This window comes from Streptomyces sp. NBC_01506 (genome assembly GCF_045040295.1).
Classification (GTDB): Bacteria; Actinomycetota; Actinomycetes; order Streptomycetales; family Streptomycetaceae; genus Streptomyces.
The window spans coordinates 6,452,500-6,467,102 of sequence record NZ_CP109422.1 but is presented as its reverse complement, the minus strand read 5'-3'; the positions used below and the strand labels follow the sequence as shown (position 1 = coordinate 6,467,102).

Below are 14,603 nucleotides of genomic sequence, written 5' to 3'. Positions count from 1 at the left end.
CCCATCACCACCACGGCCCTTACATAGAACCCAGGTCCGCACAGCACCGACCGAAAGGATCACCACGATGAGCGAGTCCTACATCGGAGACGACGCGGAGCCCGACGCCCATCGCGACACGCTCCTCGGCCAGACCTTCCCCGGCCTCAGCCCCGAGTCGTCCGACCTGGTGCGCGCGGAGATGGCACGCCGAGAGGCCGCCGGCCTCCCTGCCGTCCCCGAGATGTCCTGGGAAGACTGAACCCGCCATTGGGTTGTCAGACCCGGCCAGTACGCTGCCCGCGTCCACGTTGCTGGCTGCTGCTCGGACCCCGGCCCCGCCGCGCACCTCGCGCGGCGGGGCCGTTCTGCGAGATCATGGCCGCATGACCGCACGACTCACCACCGCCCTGGCCGCGCTCAACTGCGGCGTCCGGCCGGCCACCATCCGCGACTGGGTACGGCGCGGCATCCTCACCCCCAGCGGCGGCACCCCCAAGCGCCCGCTGTACCGCCTCGAGGACGTCGAGAACGCCCGCCGCGCACCCAAGCCCAACCGAGCCGGGCAGCGCGCCACAACCGCCGCTTGACGTGCGCCGAGCCGTGCGCCACGATTTGAGCACAACAAGCATGTCCAGACATACGGACACCAAGCCTTGACCGTCGGTCAGGGCCTTCGCCATTTCCAGTCTTGGAAGAGAAGGACGGCACACAACTCGCTTGCCTGGCGCACGCGACCCCGGAGGCGCTATGTCCGCCTGGACCCTTCACCATGGAGACGCCCTCACCATCCTCCCCAACCTCACTGGACCTGTCGACGCGGTCATCTGCGACCCCCCGTACAACAGCGGCGGGCGCACCATGACTGAACGCACCACCCGTACGGCACGCCAGAAGTACCTGAGCGACGACGGACGCAACCACGGCCACGACCTGGGCGACGTCACCGGCGACAACCGTGACCAACGCAGCTACACAGCCTGGCTCGCACTCATCCTCGCCGAGTCCTACCGCCTCGTACGGCCCGGCGGCGCCGCGCTCGTCTTCACCGACTGGCGCCAGCTCCCCGCCACCACCGACGCACTCCAGGCCGCCGGGTTCACCTGGCGCGGTATCGCCGTCTGGCACAAGCCGATCGCCCGCCCCCAACCCGGCAAACCCAAGCAGGACTGCGAGTTCATCGTCTGGGGCAGCGTCGGCGCAATGATCCCCGGCAACGAACCCGTCTACCTGCCCGGCCACTTCACCGGCAGCCAGCCCCGCGGCGACGCACGGCTACACATCACCCAGAAGCCACTCGACGTGATGCGCCAGCTCGTACGCATCGTTCCGCCCGGCGGCACTGTGTTGGACCCGTTCGCCGGATCCGGCACGACCGGGGCCGCCGCCCTCGCCGAAGGCCGGGCATTCATCGGCATCGAGGCGTCGGCGCGCAACGCAGGCATCATCCGAACTCGGCTCACCGCATCTCAGCCATAGCGTCACCTTCGCCCAGCACCCCAACGCCAATCGGGGACCTTCTCAATCCCGCCACACGCACACCGGACATGGCGGAAGATGTCCCCCTCATCACGCAACGTCCTTGGGGGGACAGCATGGGCTTCATCAACGACGCCAAGGCTCAAGAGGCCGGCAAACGCGCACGCCAGGCATTCGACAACGGCGACTACGTCCTCGTCTACAAGTTCATCGAGGCCAACACCAACAGCAAAGCCACCGCGCCCATGACCGGCATGGCCGGCCAGATACAGGCAGTCGAGTCCAACGGGTGGATGCTGTCGAACATGGCGGCCTCGGAAGGCAAGGCATTGACTGGCGAACGCGTCGCGCTCATCTGCCTGTTCCGCCGCCGCCCCTGACTCACCAGCCCCACGCAGGCCCGGCCCGCGCGCCACCACGCGGCCGGGCCTTCGCACGCCCGGAGGTGAGCGTGGCCGACCGTACCGACCTCACCAGCTACGACTACCGCAAGGCCAGGGCCCGCGTCCTCGCCGAGTCCGACACCTGCATCGTCTGCGCCCACGGTCAGGCTGACGCCGTCGACCACATCCAGCCCGTGGCACGCGGCGGCGCCAAGGCCGACCCCGACAACCTCGCCCCCATCCACGGTGTCAAGGGCTGCCCCACCTGCGGGCGCAAGTGCAACAACGAGAAGGCCGACAAGTCCCTGGCCGCCGTCACCCAACTCGCCACCTCACGCGACTGGTACGCCAGCCCCTGACCCACGGAACGCCATGCCCGAGACCGAGCCGTGGACCCTCGAACACAAGGTCACCTGGTTCGTACAGGTACGCACCCTCAACAGCCGTCCCGACAGCGAGGGCGCGCGCTGGCGCGAGACCGAGGCCACCGGCCTGGTCCTCGCCGTGTGCAACTGCGGACTCAACACCGGCTGGATCCCCAAGGCCGACATGACCGCGCAGCCCGCCCTCGCCGACGTCCAGCAGCACGCCGCGCTCATCGCCCAGGCCGAAACCGATAGGAGCCAGCGATGCCGGAGCTGAACACCGAGCACGTCACACACCACGTGGTCCGCCTCACCGCCACGGAGCTGGAGTCGCTGCGCGAAGCCGCACGCATCGCCCTCGACACGATCGACGGCCCGTGCGTGCACACCACCGACTGGCAGGCCCTGCGCCGACTCGGCCTCGGCCCGACACGCAAGGCACACGACCTCAACACCCTCGCGATCAACGGACTAGATGAGGCACTGCCTCGCAGATCAGAGGCATGATCACGTCCCGATCCGAGCCCGGAACTCCCTCCGTTTTTGGGGAGATCATCTTCTCAGCCCCGCGCCCAGCTTTTATTTTTCTCTCCCCGGCCCGATGAGGGGCCGCCATGATGGCGGGCGCGTGCGCCCTGTAACCGGCGGGAGGTGCCCGGATGGCGTCGCGCACCCTGCAACTGGGCCTCGTCGGCGAGCACTTGGCGACTGTGGTGGCCGAGCTGCGACGTCAGCGGACGTGGGACCAGCGCACCCTCGCCGCCCGGGTCACCAACTGCGGCCGGCCCATGAGCGCGTCGGTCGTCGGCAAGGTGGAGGCCGGCACCCGTCGGGTGGACGTGGACGACCTGGTGGCGATTGCCGCCGCGCTCGACGTCCGTGCTTCCCGGCTGCTGCCCCCCAGCGCCGACGACAACCAGGACGTGGAGCCCGACCTGTTCGCCCTGGGCCTCGTACGGGCCCGAGTGTTGGACGACATCGCCGCCCTGGGCGACCTCGAACAGCTCGACGCGACGGCGCCGACGCTGGCCGCGGTCGCGGTCCGCCTCGCGCAGCAGATCGACGCCCCCGACGCGTTCGCCCTGCACTCGCTAGCCAAGGAGCTGCGCGCGGTCCTGGCCGAGCTGCGCTCGCTCGCGCCGGAGGAGCCGGACGATGACGACGACCTTGGAGACCTGGCCTCTCCAGACTGACGGCGAGCCCTCGTGGCGCCCGCCGCCCGAGTTCGCCGAACAGTGCCGCGAGCTGTACGGGCTCACCTGCCCGCCGCTGTGGGGGACACCGCGGCGCCCGGAGTTCCCGACGCTCGGGCACAAGGTCGCCATCGTGATGGAGCGACTGGGCTACACGCCGATGCCGTGGCAGCGCTACGTCTGGGACGTCTCGCTGGAGATCAACCCGGCGACCAAGGTGTTCGCGTACCGCAACGTCGGACTCAGCGTTCCGCGGCAGCAGGGCAAGACCGGCAGCATCCTCGCCGTCAAGGTCCACCGTGCCCAGGCCTTCAAGCGACAGCGGATCGTCTACGCCGCGCAGACCCGGAGCATGGCCCGTGAACGGTGGGAGGATGAGTTCTGGGCGACGATCGAGGCCTCCCGGATCGCGCGCCGGTTCGTCATCCGCAAGGCCAACGGCCACGAGGCGATCATCAGCCGCGCGACCCGTTCGCGGATCGGCATCACGTCCAACACGGAGAAGGCCGGGCACGGCCCGCCGCTGGACCTCGGTGTCATTGACGAGGCGTTTGCCCACGAGGACGACCGGCTGGAGCAGGCGTTCTCCCCGGCGATGCTGACCCGTCCGATGGGACAGCTCTGGTGGGCGTCCGCCGGCGGCACGGAGAAGTCGGTGTTCCTGAACAAGAAGCGTGCTGCGGGGCGCGCGCTCATCGAGGAGCTGTGGCGTACAGGGGTGCACGGGCGCGCCGCGTACTTCGAGTGGTTCGCCCCCGAGGACATGGACCGAGCGGACCCGGCGACCTGGCGGGCCACGCTGCCGGCACTCGGCTACACGGTCACTGAGGAAACGATCCAGGCCGAGTTGGAGACCATGCACCCGGGCGAGTTCGACCGGGCCTATCTCAACCGGACCCGCAAGGCCGAGCCGCCGGCCGACCCGAACGTCCCCAAGGGCAAGTGGCCGGGGCTCGTTGACAAGGAGTCGAGGACCGGGCCGCGGGTGGCGTTCGCCATCGACGTGTCGAAGGACCGCGCCTCCGCGTCCATCGGCGTCGCCTCCGTGCGGGACGACGGGCGAGTGCACCTGGAGGTCGTCGACCGGCGGCCCGGAACGGACTGGGTCATCCCCGCCGTCGTGCGCCTAGCCCGGTTGTGGAAGCCGCTCGTCATCGCGGTGCCCAGCAGCGGCGCCCCGGCCGGGTCGCTGATCGACGGCCTCGTCACCGCAGGGATCACCGTCCCCGAGGACACGGACCGGCCGCACCGCGGACACCTGGTTGTCATGCGGACCAACGACAGCGTGGAGGCCTGCGGTCAGTGGGCCGACGCCATGAACCAGGGGACGGCCGTGCACCTGGACCAGACGCCCCTCACTGCCGCGGTGAACGGGGCCCGCACTCGGCGGGTGGGCGACGCGTGGGTGCTGGACCGTACGGGCTCCCTAACCGATGTCTCTCCCCTGGTCGCGGTGACCCACGCCCGTTGGGCGCTTCTCACCAAGGGACCCGCCGCAATGGACGACTACGACGTACTGGATTCAGTGCTGTGAGGAGGGATCTGTGGTGAGCCCGACTCGAGGCCCCGAGACGGCCGGTGGATGGCGCCGGGCAGGGCAGATGCTGGCGGCCCCGTTCCGGTGGCTGGCCAGCGTGAGCAAGCGCGCGATCACGTCCGTGCCGTGGACGGCGTTCGGGCAGGGCACCGGATCGGTGTCGTCCCGCCGTGCGCTGACGCTGATCCCGCTGTTCGCGTGCGTGCGGATCCTCGCGGACTCGATCGCGTCCCTGCCGATCCAGACCTACCGCAAGAACGGGGCCTCGCGGGAGATCCTGACGTTCGTCCCCTCGCTGCTGTTCCAGCCGGCCGCCCGGGACAACCTGTTCGAGTGGATCCACAAGTGCGTCATGTCGATGGCGCTGCGCGGCAACGCCTACGGGCTGATCACCGCGCGGGACGACTTCGGATACCCGACCTCGATCGAGTGGCTGAACCCTGATGAGGTGTGGGTGGACGAGCTGCGGCCGACGCAGCCGGTCTACTACTGGCAGGGCCACGTCGTGCCGCGCGAACAGATCGTCCACATCCCGTGGGTAGTCCTGCCCGGCAAGGTCGTGGGCCTGTCCCCGGTGCAGGACTTCGCCCGCACGATCGGCATCGGCCTGTCCGCCACCGAGTACGGACTGTCCTGGTTCGACAACGGCGGCACACCGCCGTGGACCATGAAGAACAGCAGCAAGGCACTGAACGCGGACGAGGCCGATGAGATCAGCGACCGCCTGGCCGCCCGCGTCCGGGCCCGCAAGCCGCTGGTCTACGGCGCCGACTGGGACTTCAACGCACTGAAGGTGAACCCCGAAGAATCTCAGTTCATCGAGACGATGCGGCTCAACGCCTCGCAGATCGCGGCGATCTACGGGGTGCCGCCCGAGATGGTCGGCGGCGACTCCGGCGGCTCGATGACCTACGCCAACGTCGAGCAGAACGCCATCAACTTCACCGGCTTCACCCTCCGGCCGTGGCTGGCCCGCCTGGAGGCCAAGCTGTCCGCGCTGATGCCGGGCAAGGAGTTCGTGAAGTTCAACGTGGACGCCATGATCCGTGTCGACCTCATCTCGCGCTACACGGCCTACGGCATGGCGCTGGGGCAGGGCTGGCGCAACCGCGACGAAGTCCGTGCGATCGAGGACCTTCCGCCACTGCCGGACGGGCAGGGGCAGGTTTACCTCCCCGTGGCCATGCTCGGCGGCCCCGAATCCGAGGCCGAGCTGGCGCCCGCTCCCCCCGCTCCACCCGTCCCCGGGCCCGAGCCCCGAACCACTCTCGGAGCGACGGCCCGTATGGCGCTGCTCGCCCGCGAGGGATCACCCAGCATTCCCATACAGTGAGGAGGCCGACCGTGGCCGATCTGGAGAGGCGCTACACGCCGGTGCCCGTCGAGCTGCGGGCAGCCACCGAGCAGCGCACCATCAACGGCTATGCAGCCGTCTTCAACCGTGAATCGTCCAACCTCGGCGGGTTTGTTGAGGTAGTCGACTCCCGCGCCTTCAACAAGTCGCGCGGCGACGGCTGGCCGGACGTCATCGCCCGCTACAACCACGACGACAACATGCTCCTCGGTACGGTGGCCGGCGGCACGCTGCGCCTGTCCGTGGACGACACGGGGCTGATGTACGACGTCGACCCGCCTGCGGCACGGTCCGACATCCTGGAACTCGTCTCGCGCGGCGATGTCCGCAAGTCGAGCTTCGCGTTCCGCACGATCACCGACGACTGGGGCATGACCGACCAGGGGTTCCCCAAGCGCACGCTCGTCGCCGCGCAGTTGGTCGACGTCGCTCCGGTCAACGTCCCCGCCTACCCCGACAGTTCGGCCGGTCTGCGGTCCCTGGCGGTGCGCATGGGCGCGGAGTTCGAGGAGGTCCGGTCGCTGGCCGCGAAGGACGAGCTGCGGAAGTTCTTCGTCCGCACCGACGGGCCGCCCGGACCGGAGAAGCCCAAGACCCTGGGCGCTGCGGCCCGTATGGCGCTGCTCGCCCGGCGGGAGTCCCCTCACGCGTAACGCCCAACCCCTGGGGCAGGCCGACAGCCACCCCAACGCCCGTTTCACCGGCCCGCCTTTGTGCGGGCCTTTCGCATGCGCGAGGCAGGCCGACAGCCACCTCGGACCCCCATCACCCAGGAAGCAAGGAGACCGGACGATGTCCGAGGTAACGAAGGCCCTTCAGGAGCGCCGGGCGCGCGTCTGGGAGCAGGCCAAGGCGCTGGCCGACACGGCGGCGGACGAGAACCGCAACTTCTCCGGCGAGGAGGAGTCGTCGTGGCAGACCCTGAACGCCGAACTCGACGCGCTCGACAGCCGTATCAAGGCGGTTGTCGACGGCGAGCAGCGCGCGAAGGACGCCGAGGACGCCATGACCAAGCTGCGCGGCGAGCCGCGCGGCCAGGGCGGTGGGCCGGGCAGCGTCGACACCGACGAGCTGCGCGCGTTCCTGCGCGGCGACACCAGCGCCCGGACGTTCGCGATCGCGGCGACCCCGGTCCACCGGCGTGACCTGAGCAGCACGACCGGTTCGGCGGGCGGCAACACCGTGCCCACGTCGTTCTACGGGCAGCTCGTTGAGCACATGACCGAGTCGGCGGCGATCCTCCAGTCCGGCGCGACGATGCTCAACACCGCCGGCGGCGAGACCCTTCAGATTCCGAAGACCACGGCGCACACCACGGCCGCGATCCAGACCCAGGGCAGCACGTTCACCGAGGCCGACCCGACGTTCGGCCTGGTCGAGCTGGGGGCGTACAAGTACGGGCGCATGGTCCAGGTCCCGCGTGAGCTGGTGGACGACACCGGCGTGGACCTGGAGGGCTACCTCGCCAAGTCCGCCGGCCGTGCGCTCGGTGACGCGTTCGGCGCGCACGCCATCGTCGGCACCGGCTCGGGCCAGCCGCGCGGCATCGTCCTGGACGCGTCGGCCGGCAAGACCGGCCCGGCCGCGGTCGGCGGCGGGTTCGGTACCCAGTCCACGGCGGGCCAGGGCGGGGACCTGCTGATCGACCTGTTCCACTCGGTCATCGCCCCCTACCGGCGCAGCGCCGCGTGCAACTGGATGATGAACGACCAGACCGCCGCGTCCGTCCGGAAGATCAAGACGACGGAAGGCGCTTACATCTGGCAGCCGTCGCTCATCGTCGGCCAGCCGGACACCATCCTCGGCAAGCCCGTCCTCATCGACCCGAACGTCGCGGACATCGCGGTGGCCGCCGAGTCGGTCCTCTTCGGTGACTTCTCCGCGTACTACGTGCGCCTCGCGGGCGGTATCGCCTTCGAGCGCTCCGACGACTTCGCGTTCGGCGCGGACATGATCACCTTCCGGGCCAGGATGCGCGCGGACGGCGCCCTGGTCGACCTGACCGGCGCCATCAAGACCTTCACCGGCGGCGCGGTCAGCTAACCGCACACCTTGCCCCTGGGGTGCGGGCCGCCTCACTGCGGCCCGCACCCCGGGGCGTCCTTGAGGAGGGACACGTGTCTGTGTACGACAGGACGATCACCAAGGTGGCAGTGGCCCCGGCGCTGCTCACGAACGGCACCGTCAACGGCACGGCCGTCGACCGCACCGCGAACGGCGGCATGCGCGACGGCATGCTCATCGTGACCACCGGTGTGATCACCGACGGGTCCCACGCCGTCGCACTCCAGGACTCCGCCGACGGCTCCACCGGCTGGACAGCCGTGGCCGCCGGGCTGTTGCAGGGCAGCGCTCCGACCGTCGTCGCCGCGAACGACAGCACGGTCTTCGAGGTCGGTTTCGGCGAGACCCGCCGCTACGTGCGCGCGGTCGTCGTCACCTCCGGCGCCACGACCGGCGGCATCGTCGGCTGCCACATCGCCCTCAGCTCCCCCCGGTACGCGCCGGTCACCCGCCCCTAGAGAGGACACCCGTGAAGATCCGCATGAAGGTCCAGATGTCCGGGACCCGCAACGGCCAGCGGTGGCCCAAGGTCGGCGAGACCGCCGACATTCCCACCGGCGAAGCGACCCATCTGGTTGCCTCCGGCATCGCCGAACAGGCCCCGGACGAGCAGCCCACGCAGACCGCGACCACCCCCGACTCGGAAGTCACCGAGCCGCCGGCCGCCGCAGTCACGGAGCCGCCGACCGCGACGAAGCGGGCGGGCCGGGGACGGAAGCCCGCTCCGGCCGGGGCCGACACCGCCAAGGGGTAAACGGTGGCCAACGAGTACGCCGACCGGGCCACGCTGAAGCAGCGCATGAACATCGAGGTGGACGACACCACCCGCGACGAACTCCTCGACGGCGTCCTCGCGGCAGCGTCGCGTGGGATCGACACCGCGACCGGCCGCCGCTTCTACCGGGACGAGACGGCCACGGCCCGCACTTTCGGGATCTCGGGCCGTCTGGTCCGCCGAGACGGCGCCGTGCGGCTGCTGGTCGATGACATCGGCGCCGACCCGGTGCTCGTAGAGACCGGATTGGGCGGCTCGTGGGCCTCCCTCTCCGACTACGACACCGCGCCGGACAACGCCCTGATCCGCGGGCGCCCCATCACCGCGCTGGCCCGTCCCTCTTCGTGGGGCAGCGCCTCGCGCGCACGCGTGACCGCGCGCTGGGGGTGGCCCGCCGTACCGGCCGAGATCACCGAGGCGACGCTCATCCAGGCATCCCGCCTCTACAAGCGCAAGGACAGCCCCGAGGGTGTGACCGGCTCGGCCGAGTGGGGCGTCGTCCGGCTCTCGCGCCGCGACCCCGACGTGTGGGCGCTGATCGAGCACTTCGTGCTCCCCGGTTTCGGATAGGAGACGCCATGCAGATGTCCGGCATTCGTGAGGCCATCGCGGAGGCGGCACGTGTGGTCGTCCTGCCCGAGGGGATCGCCAAGTTGACCTGCTCCGGGTACACCCCGGACTCGGTGACGGCCCCGCACTTCTTCGTCGGAGAGTTCTCCGTCGACTTCGACCGGGCGATGCGCCGATCCCTGGACGAGGCCGAGATCACCGCCCGCGTCCTCGTGGGGCTGAACGACGACCGGGCGGCGCAGCGCATCCTCGACGCGATGCTGTCCGGCGCCGGCCCCGCCTCGCTCAAGCAGGCGATCGAAGCGGCGCGCGGTGCCCCCGGTGAGTACGCCCTCGGCGGCCTGGCCCACGACCTGCACGTGAAGCGCGTGCAGGGATACCGCTGGTACGAGCACCAGGGGACCCAGTACATCGGCGCCGAACTGATCATCCGCGTCATCGGAGAGGGAGGCTCGTGATGGCCCACATCCTGCTCAACTGCCGCCTGTTCGCCGTGGGCGCCGACCTGTCCGGCCACTCCAACAAGATCGAACTCTCGGCCGAGGTGGAGGACAAGGACGCCACCAACTACCGTTCCGGCGGCTGGACGGAACTCCTCGGCGGCCTCGGCTCGGCCGAGATCTCCGCCGAGGGCCAATGGGAAGCAGGGGATCCGTCCCTTGTGGACGATGCGTCGTGGGCGCAGCTCGGCGGCGTCGGCCCGTGGACCGTGTGCCCGCAGGACTCCACCGTCGGGGCGCTCGCGTACTTCACCAAGGCCCTGAGCGCGGACTACCAGATCGGTGAGGCCGTCGGGGAGATCGCCCCATGGACCGGCACCGCCAAGTCCAGTTGGCCGGTGGTGCGCGGGCAGATCGCCCACCCGCCGGGCCTGGCCCGCACCGCGAACGGATCCGGCACCGCGCTGGAACTCGGCCCGCTCGCAACCGGCCGGCGCCTGTACGGCGCCCTGCACGTCCTGTCCCTGGCGGGCACAGGCACGCCGGCCATCACCGGCCGCATCGAGTCCGACGCGGACCCCGCGTTCGGCTCGCCGACCACCCGCCTGACCTTCAACGCGGCGACCACCGCGGGCGGGCAGATCCTGCGCACCGACGGTGCCGCCATCACGGACACGCACTTCCGGGCCGCCTGGACCGTATCCGGCACCACCCCCTCGTTCATGTTCGCCGCCTCACTGGGAATCAGGTGATCCGCTATGCCGAAGATGGTTCTGCTGGCCGAGTACGTCAGCCTCGCCGGGAACGACCTCTCCGAGTACACGCGCAAGGCCGAAGTGTCGGTGGAGGTGGAAGACAAGGACGTCACCACCTACGCCAGCCTCGGATGGAAGGAACTCCTCGGCGGTCTCAAGTCCGGCGAGCTGGGCCTGGAGTTCCTTCAGGACGTGGCCGCCTCGGAGATCGACGCGATCATGTGGCCGCTGCTGGGCACGGTCGTACCCTTCGAGGTCCGCCTCGACAACGCCGCGGTCGGGACCTCCAACCCGGAATACTCCGGGAGCGTTCTGATCAACGGATGGAACCCGATCGAGGGGTCCGTCGGTGACGAGGCGTCGGTGTCCGTGGGCTACCCGACGTCGGGGGCCGTGGCCCGCGCGACCGCCTGATGACCGGGAGCGGCCCGCCGTTCCAACTGAGCTGTACGCACGAGGGCCTGGACGCGCTCGTCAAGGCGATCCGCCGCGAGGCCGACGGCAAAGCGCTGCGTAAGGACCTGGCGCGCAACATGCGCGAGGTCCTGAAGCCCGCGGCCGCAGAGGCCAAGTCCTCGATCATGGCCATGGGTTCGTCCGGCACCGGCACCGGTCCCGGCCTGCGGTCGGGCATCGCGAAGAAGATCCGCCCCGAGGTCAAGCTCGGCGGCCGATGGACCGGCGCCCGCATCAAGGCGTTCAAGACCCCCGGCCTGCGGCACTTCCCCAACGCCGCGAAGCGCACCAACCGCCGCAACGGCGGGTGGCGCACCCTCTCCTACGGCCGCGAGCCGTGGCGTACCCAGGACGGCAAACGCAACTGGTTCGACAGGTCCTTCGAGGGCCGGGCGAACGAGTACAGCCAGGCCGTGAAGGACGCCATGGACGACATGGCCCGCCGGCTCATTGCCCGCATCCCATCCGGATAGGACCTGCGATGTTCCTGATCTACCAGCCCGAGGGCGCCGACGAGCCCACCAAGTGGCGCTACAACCCGAAGAAGCTCATGTCGGTGGAGCGCGAGGACATCGAGCGCCGCACCGGCAAGAACTTCACCGACTTCACCACCGCCGTCCTCCAGGGCAACTCGCTCTGTCGCAGGGCCCTGTTGTTCACGTTCCTGCGGCGCGAGCACCCCAAGACGCGCTTCGAGGACGTCGACTTCGCATGGGACGAACTGACACTGGACTACTCCCGCCAGGAGTACGAGCGGATGCGGGAGAAGGTCCTGGAAACCCAGCATGGCGACGCGCTCGCCACAGCCCTGGCCGGGATCGACAAGGCCCTCGAGGACGCGTACGACGACACGGCCGAAGAGGGAAAAGCGGGACTGCCGATCGCCGACTGAGGCAGCTCGGCAACGCCGCCCACCTCCTCGGCATCCGCCCCTGGGAGTGGGACCTCATGACCGTTGAGCAGGCGGACGCGGCCCTGAGCTGGCTCGACGCGTACAAGAAGGCCAACGACGAGGCCGCCGCCAAGCTGAAGTGACGCACAACTGACACAGGAGGTGATCCTGTGTCGGACACCTCCCTGGTCTTCAACCTCGTGGCGCGCGACCAGGCATCCGGCGAAGTGTCCGCGATGGGCGAGCGCTTCAACACCGCGGCCGCCGGCATCGGCCTCGGCTTCGCCGCCGTCCTCGGCGCGTCCGTCATGCAGGCCATGGACATGGAGGCGGCCGGGGACAAGCTGGCCGCACAGCTCGGGCTCGGACCGGCAGAGGCCGCCGAGGTTGCCCAGGTGTCCGCCGGCGTCTTCAAGGCCGGGTGGGGCGACAGCATCGAGACCGTCAACCTGGCGGTCAAGGGTGTCTACCAGAACATCGGCGACACCAGCACCGCCGAGGGCGGCCTCGAGGGAGTCACCACCAAGGCCCTGGCGCTGGCGTCGACGTTCGACCAGGACGTCACCGTGGCCACGGCCGCAGCCGGTCAGATGATGCGTACCGGCCTGGCCGACAACGCCGACGAGGCGTTCGACATCATGACCGTCGGCCTGGGCACGAGCGCCGACAAGGCCGGCGATCTGCTGGAGACGATCAATGAGTACTCCACACAGTTCCGGCGCGTTGGTCTGGACGGGCAGACCTCGATCGGTCTGATCACGCAGGCCATGGCGAACGGCGCGCGGGATGCCGACCAGGTCGCCGACGCGATCGGCATTTTCGGCGAGACCGCGCTCAAGGGCGGCACCGCCGTGGACGCCGCGTTCACGAGCATCGGTCTCAGCTCCGCCGACATGTCGACGAAGATCGGCGCCGGTGGGGCCAGTGCCGAGCAGGCGTTGCAGATGACCATGGACGCCCTGCGCGGAACCGGTGACGAGCAAGTCCGGCTCAACGCGGCAGCCGCCCTGTTCGGCGACCCGGCGAACACCATGGGCGACGCGCTGTACGCGCTCGATCCGGCGACCGCCGCTGCTGCGGCGGGCATGGACAAGGCGGGCGGCGCGGCCGACCGCATGGCCAAGCAGGTCGGCGACAACCCCAAGGCCGCGTTCGAAAGTTTCAAGCGGACCGTCATGGTCGAACTCGGCGAAGCCGCCGGGTTCATCGGTCAGTTCGCCATGGAGAACCAGGGCGCCATCAAGCCGCTCATGTACACGTTCGCCGCCCTGGCCGCCCTGGTGCTCGTCGTCAAGGGCGCCTTGATGGTCTACGCCGCCGTCTCAACGGTTGTCACGGCCGCGCACACGGTCATCTCGGCGTCCTGCTGGACCGTCATCGGCAACTGGACCCGGATGATGGCGATGGGCCTCATGGCCTACGCCCGCATCGCCGGCGCCGCAGTGCTCTCCGCCGCGACGACCGGCGCCGCGTGGGTCGGCAGCGCCCTGGTGTCGATCGGTACGTGGATCGCGGCCGTCGTCCGAGCCGCCGTCACATCGGCCGCGCAGTTCGTTCTCATGGCCGCGCGCGCCGTCGCGTGGGCCGCCATCATGGCCGCACAGTGGATCATCGCCATGGGCCCGATCGCCTGGGTCATCGCGCTCGTCGTCGGCCTGGTCGCCCTCATCATCCTCAACTGGAACAAGATCAAGAGCGCGACGTCCACCGCGTGGGCGCTGGTCTGGTCCAAGATCAAAAGCTTCGGGTCGATGATCCTGGGCGTCATCAAGGGCCTGCCCCTGGTCAGCTCCTTCATCCAGCACTGGGACCGGATCAAGTCCGGCACCGTCTCCCGGATCTCGGGCCTGATCTCCACCGTGAAATCCATCCCCGGACGGATCAAGTCCGCGATGGGCGGGCTGGGATCCCTCCTGCTCGACAAGGGCAAGGACGTCGTACGCGGACTGCTGCGGGGCATCGTCAGCATGGGCGGCTGGCTCAAGGGCCAGCTCATCTCGTTCGCGAAGAACATGGTGCCCGGCCCCATTGCCAAGGCGCTGGGCATCGGCTCGCCCTCGCGGGTCCTCGCGGACCAGGTCGGACAGTGGGTGCCGGCCGGTATCGCCATGGGCGCCGAGGACAACCGAGGCGTCCTCGACAAGGCCATGTCGTCGCTCGTCAGCATCCCCTCACCAGCGGGCGCGATGAGCATGGGCCGCGGCATGGCCCCGGCCATGGCGGCACCGATGTACGGGCCCGGCTACGGCGGCGGGCAGCAGGTCGTGCGCTTCGAATTCACCGGCGCCGACCGCGAGTTCCTGACGTTCTTCAAGAAAATCACCCGAACAGACCGGGGCTGACCCCGTCCCTGAACAGTGA

General features: G+C 69.6%; 21 protein-coding genes. All 21 read left to right on the top strand.

Annotated features, from left to right (window positions below):
• Positions 1 to 67: 67 nt before the first annotated feature.
• Positions 68 to 241 carry a hypothetical protein gene (locus OG329_RS28795; RefSeq protein WP_405799302.1) on the top strand — a complete coding sequence of 58 codons (174 nt, stop codon included), beginning with the start codon at positions 68 to 70 and terminating at the stop codon, positions 239 to 241.
• A gap of 124 nt (positions 242 to 365) precedes the next feature.
• Positions 366 to 569: a MerR family transcriptional regulator gene (locus OG329_RS28790; protein WP_405799300.1), complete on the top strand. Its 204-nt coding sequence runs from the start codon at positions 366 to 368 to the stop codon at positions 567 to 569.
• Positions 570 to 729: 160 nt separating this feature from the next.
• On the top strand, positions 730 to 1,458 hold the full coding sequence (locus OG329_RS28785) for a DNA-methyltransferase (RefSeq protein ID WP_405799299.1): 729 nt from the start codon (positions 730 to 732) through the stop codon (positions 1,456 to 1,458).
• 116 nt (positions 1,459 to 1,574) lie between these two features.
• A complete protein-coding gene (locus OG329_RS28780; protein WP_405799297.1) occupies positions 1,575 to 1,838 on the top strand; it encodes a hypothetical protein in 264 nt (87 codons plus the stop codon).
• A gap of 71 nt (positions 1,839 to 1,909) precedes the next feature.
• Positions 1,910 to 2,200: an HNH endonuclease gene (locus tag OG329_RS28775; RefSeq protein WP_405799295.1), complete on the top strand. Its 291-nt coding sequence runs from the start codon at positions 1,910 to 1,912 to the stop codon at positions 2,198 to 2,200.
• A 13-nt stretch (positions 2,201 to 2,213) separates the two neighbouring features.
• On the top strand, positions 2,214 to 2,483 hold the full coding sequence (locus tag OG329_RS28770) for a hypothetical protein (RefSeq protein WP_405799294.1): 270 nt from the start codon (positions 2,214 to 2,216) through the stop codon (positions 2,481 to 2,483).
• Positions 2,471 to 2,713 carry a hypothetical protein gene (locus OG329_RS28765; RefSeq protein ID WP_405799293.1) on the top strand — a complete coding sequence of 81 codons (243 nt, stop codon included), beginning with the start codon at positions 2,471 to 2,473 and terminating at the stop codon, positions 2,711 to 2,713. Before OG329_RS28770 ends, OG329_RS28765 begins: the two co-directional genes overlap by 13 nt.
• A gap of 152 nt (positions 2,714 to 2,865) precedes the next feature.
• On the top strand, positions 2,866 to 3,399 hold the full coding sequence (locus tag OG329_RS28760; protein ID WP_405799291.1) for a helix-turn-helix domain-containing protein: 534 nt from the start codon (positions 2,866 to 2,868) through the stop codon (positions 3,397 to 3,399).
• Positions 3,362 to 4,933, top strand: a complete 1,572-nt coding sequence (locus OG329_RS28755) for a terminase (protein ID WP_405799289.1) — start codon at positions 3,362 to 3,364, stop codon at positions 4,931 to 4,933. Before OG329_RS28760 ends, OG329_RS28755 begins: the two co-directional genes overlap by 38 nt.
• 13 nt (positions 4,934 to 4,946) lie before the next feature.
• Positions 4,947 to 6,269 carry a phage portal protein gene (locus OG329_RS28750; protein ID WP_405799287.1) on the top strand — a complete coding sequence of 441 codons (1,323 nt, stop codon included), beginning with the start codon at positions 4,947 to 4,949 and terminating at the stop codon, positions 6,267 to 6,269.
• An 11-nt stretch (positions 6,270 to 6,280) separates the two neighbouring features.
• The gene (locus OG329_RS28745) at positions 6,281 to 6,943 is read left to right on the top strand and encodes an HK97 family phage prohead protease (RefSeq protein WP_405799285.1); all 663 of its coding nucleotides are present in this window, start codon (positions 6,281 to 6,283) and stop codon (positions 6,941 to 6,943) included.
• Between the two features lie 139 nt (positions 6,944 to 7,082).
• Positions 7,083 to 8,333 carry a phage major capsid protein gene (locus OG329_RS28740; protein ID WP_405799283.1) on the top strand — a complete coding sequence of 417 codons (1,251 nt, stop codon included), beginning with the start codon at positions 7,083 to 7,085 and terminating at the stop codon, positions 8,331 to 8,333.
• Positions 8,334 to 8,407: 74 nt separating this feature from the next.
• Positions 8,408 to 8,812, top strand: coding sequence for a hypothetical protein (locus tag OG329_RS28735; RefSeq protein ID WP_405799282.1), 405 nt, complete (start codon positions 8,408 to 8,410; stop codon positions 8,810 to 8,812).
• 11 nt (positions 8,813 to 8,823) lie between these two features.
• Positions 8,824 to 9,108 (top strand): hypothetical protein, encoded by a 285-nt coding sequence (locus tag OG329_RS28730; RefSeq protein WP_405799280.1) that lies wholly within the window; start codon positions 8,824 to 8,826, stop codon positions 9,106 to 9,108.
• Between the two features lie 3 nt (positions 9,109 to 9,111).
• The gene (locus OG329_RS28725) at positions 9,112 to 9,699 is read left to right on the top strand and encodes a phage gp6-like head-tail connector protein (protein WP_405799278.1); all 588 of its coding nucleotides are present in this window, start codon (positions 9,112 to 9,114) and stop codon (positions 9,697 to 9,699) included.
• Positions 9,700 to 9,713: 14 nt separating this feature from the next.
• Positions 9,714 to 10,157 carry a hypothetical protein gene (locus OG329_RS28720; protein WP_405799276.1) on the top strand — a complete coding sequence of 148 codons (444 nt, stop codon included), beginning with the start codon at positions 9,714 to 9,716 and terminating at the stop codon, positions 10,155 to 10,157.
• Entirely contained in the window at positions 10,157 to 10,891 is a 735-nt protein-coding gene (locus tag OG329_RS28715; RefSeq protein ID WP_405799275.1) for a hypothetical protein, read from the top strand. Before OG329_RS28720 ends, OG329_RS28715 begins: the two co-directional genes overlap by 1 nt.
• Before the next feature lie 6 nt (positions 10,892 to 10,897).
• Positions 10,898 to 11,308, top strand: a complete 411-nt coding sequence (locus OG329_RS28710) for a hypothetical protein (RefSeq protein ID WP_405799274.1) — start codon at positions 10,898 to 10,900, stop codon at positions 11,306 to 11,308.
• Positions 11,308 to 11,823, top strand: a complete 516-nt coding sequence (locus tag OG329_RS28705) for a hypothetical protein (protein ID WP_405799273.1) — start codon at positions 11,308 to 11,310, stop codon at positions 11,821 to 11,823. The genes OG329_RS28710 and OG329_RS28705 overlap by 1 nt, the downstream gene beginning before the upstream one ends.
• A gap of 8 nt (positions 11,824 to 11,831) precedes the next feature.
• A complete protein-coding gene (locus tag OG329_RS28700) occupies positions 11,832 to 12,242 on the top strand; it encodes a hypothetical protein (RefSeq protein ID WP_405799271.1) in 411 nt (136 codons plus the stop codon).
• Positions 12,243 to 12,412: 170 nt separating this feature from the next.
• Positions 12,413 to 14,584: a phage tail tape measure protein gene (locus tag OG329_RS28695; protein ID WP_405799270.1), complete on the top strand. Its 2,172-nt coding sequence runs from the start codon at positions 12,413 to 12,415 to the stop codon at positions 14,582 to 14,584.
• The last annotated feature ends 19 nt before the right edge of the window (positions 14,585 to 14,603 follow it).

Bases quoted from the DNA above. Each gene is read 5' to 3' on its own strand.
- OG329_RS28755 (WP_405799289.1), top strand. From the start codon at position 3,362: ATGACGACGACCTTGGAGACCTGGCCTCTCCAGACTGACGGCGAGCCC.
- OG329_RS28700 (WP_405799271.1), top strand. From the start codon at position 11,832: ATGTTCCTGATCTACCAGCCCGAGGGCGCCGACGAGCCCACCAAGTGG.
- OG329_RS28765 (WP_405799293.1), top strand. From the start codon at position 2,471: ATGCCGGAGCTGAACACCGAGCACGTCACACACCACGTGGTCCGCCTC.
- OG329_RS28780 (WP_405799297.1), top strand. From the start codon at position 1,575: ATGGGCTTCATCAACGACGCCAAGGCTCAAGAGGCCGGCAAACGCGCA.
- OG329_RS28785 (WP_405799299.1), top strand. From the start codon at position 730: ATGTCCGCCTGGACCCTTCACCATGGAGACGCCCTCACCATCCTCCCC.
- OG329_RS28795 (WP_405799302.1), top strand. From the start codon at position 68: ATGAGCGAGTCCTACATCGGAGACGACGCGGAGCCCGACGCCCATCGC.
- OG329_RS28740 (WP_405799283.1), top strand. From the start codon at position 7,083: ATGTCCGAGGTAACGAAGGCCCTTCAGGAGCGCCGGGCGCGCGTCTGG.
- OG329_RS28705 (WP_405799273.1), top strand. From the start codon at position 11,308: ATGACCGGGAGCGGCCCGCCGTTCCAACTGAGCTGTACGCACGAGGGC.
- OG329_RS28715 (WP_405799275.1), top strand. From the start codon at position 10,157: ATGGCCCACATCCTGCTCAACTGCCGCCTGTTCGCCGTGGGCGCCGAC.
- OG329_RS28790 (WP_405799300.1), top strand. From the start codon at position 366: ATGACCGCACGACTCACCACCGCCCTGGCCGCGCTCAACTGCGGCGTC.
- OG329_RS28760 (WP_405799291.1), top strand. From the start codon at position 2,866: ATGGCGTCGCGCACCCTGCAACTGGGCCTCGTCGGCGAGCACTTGGCG.
- OG329_RS28710 (WP_405799274.1), top strand. From the start codon at position 10,898: ATGCCGAAGATGGTTCTGCTGGCCGAGTACGTCAGCCTCGCCGGGAAC.
- OG329_RS28720 (WP_405799276.1), top strand. From the start codon at position 9,714: ATGTCCGGCATTCGTGAGGCCATCGCGGAGGCGGCACGTGTGGTCGTC.
- OG329_RS28770 (WP_405799294.1), top strand. From the start codon at position 2,214: ATGCCCGAGACCGAGCCGTGGACCCTCGAACACAAGGTCACCTGGTTC.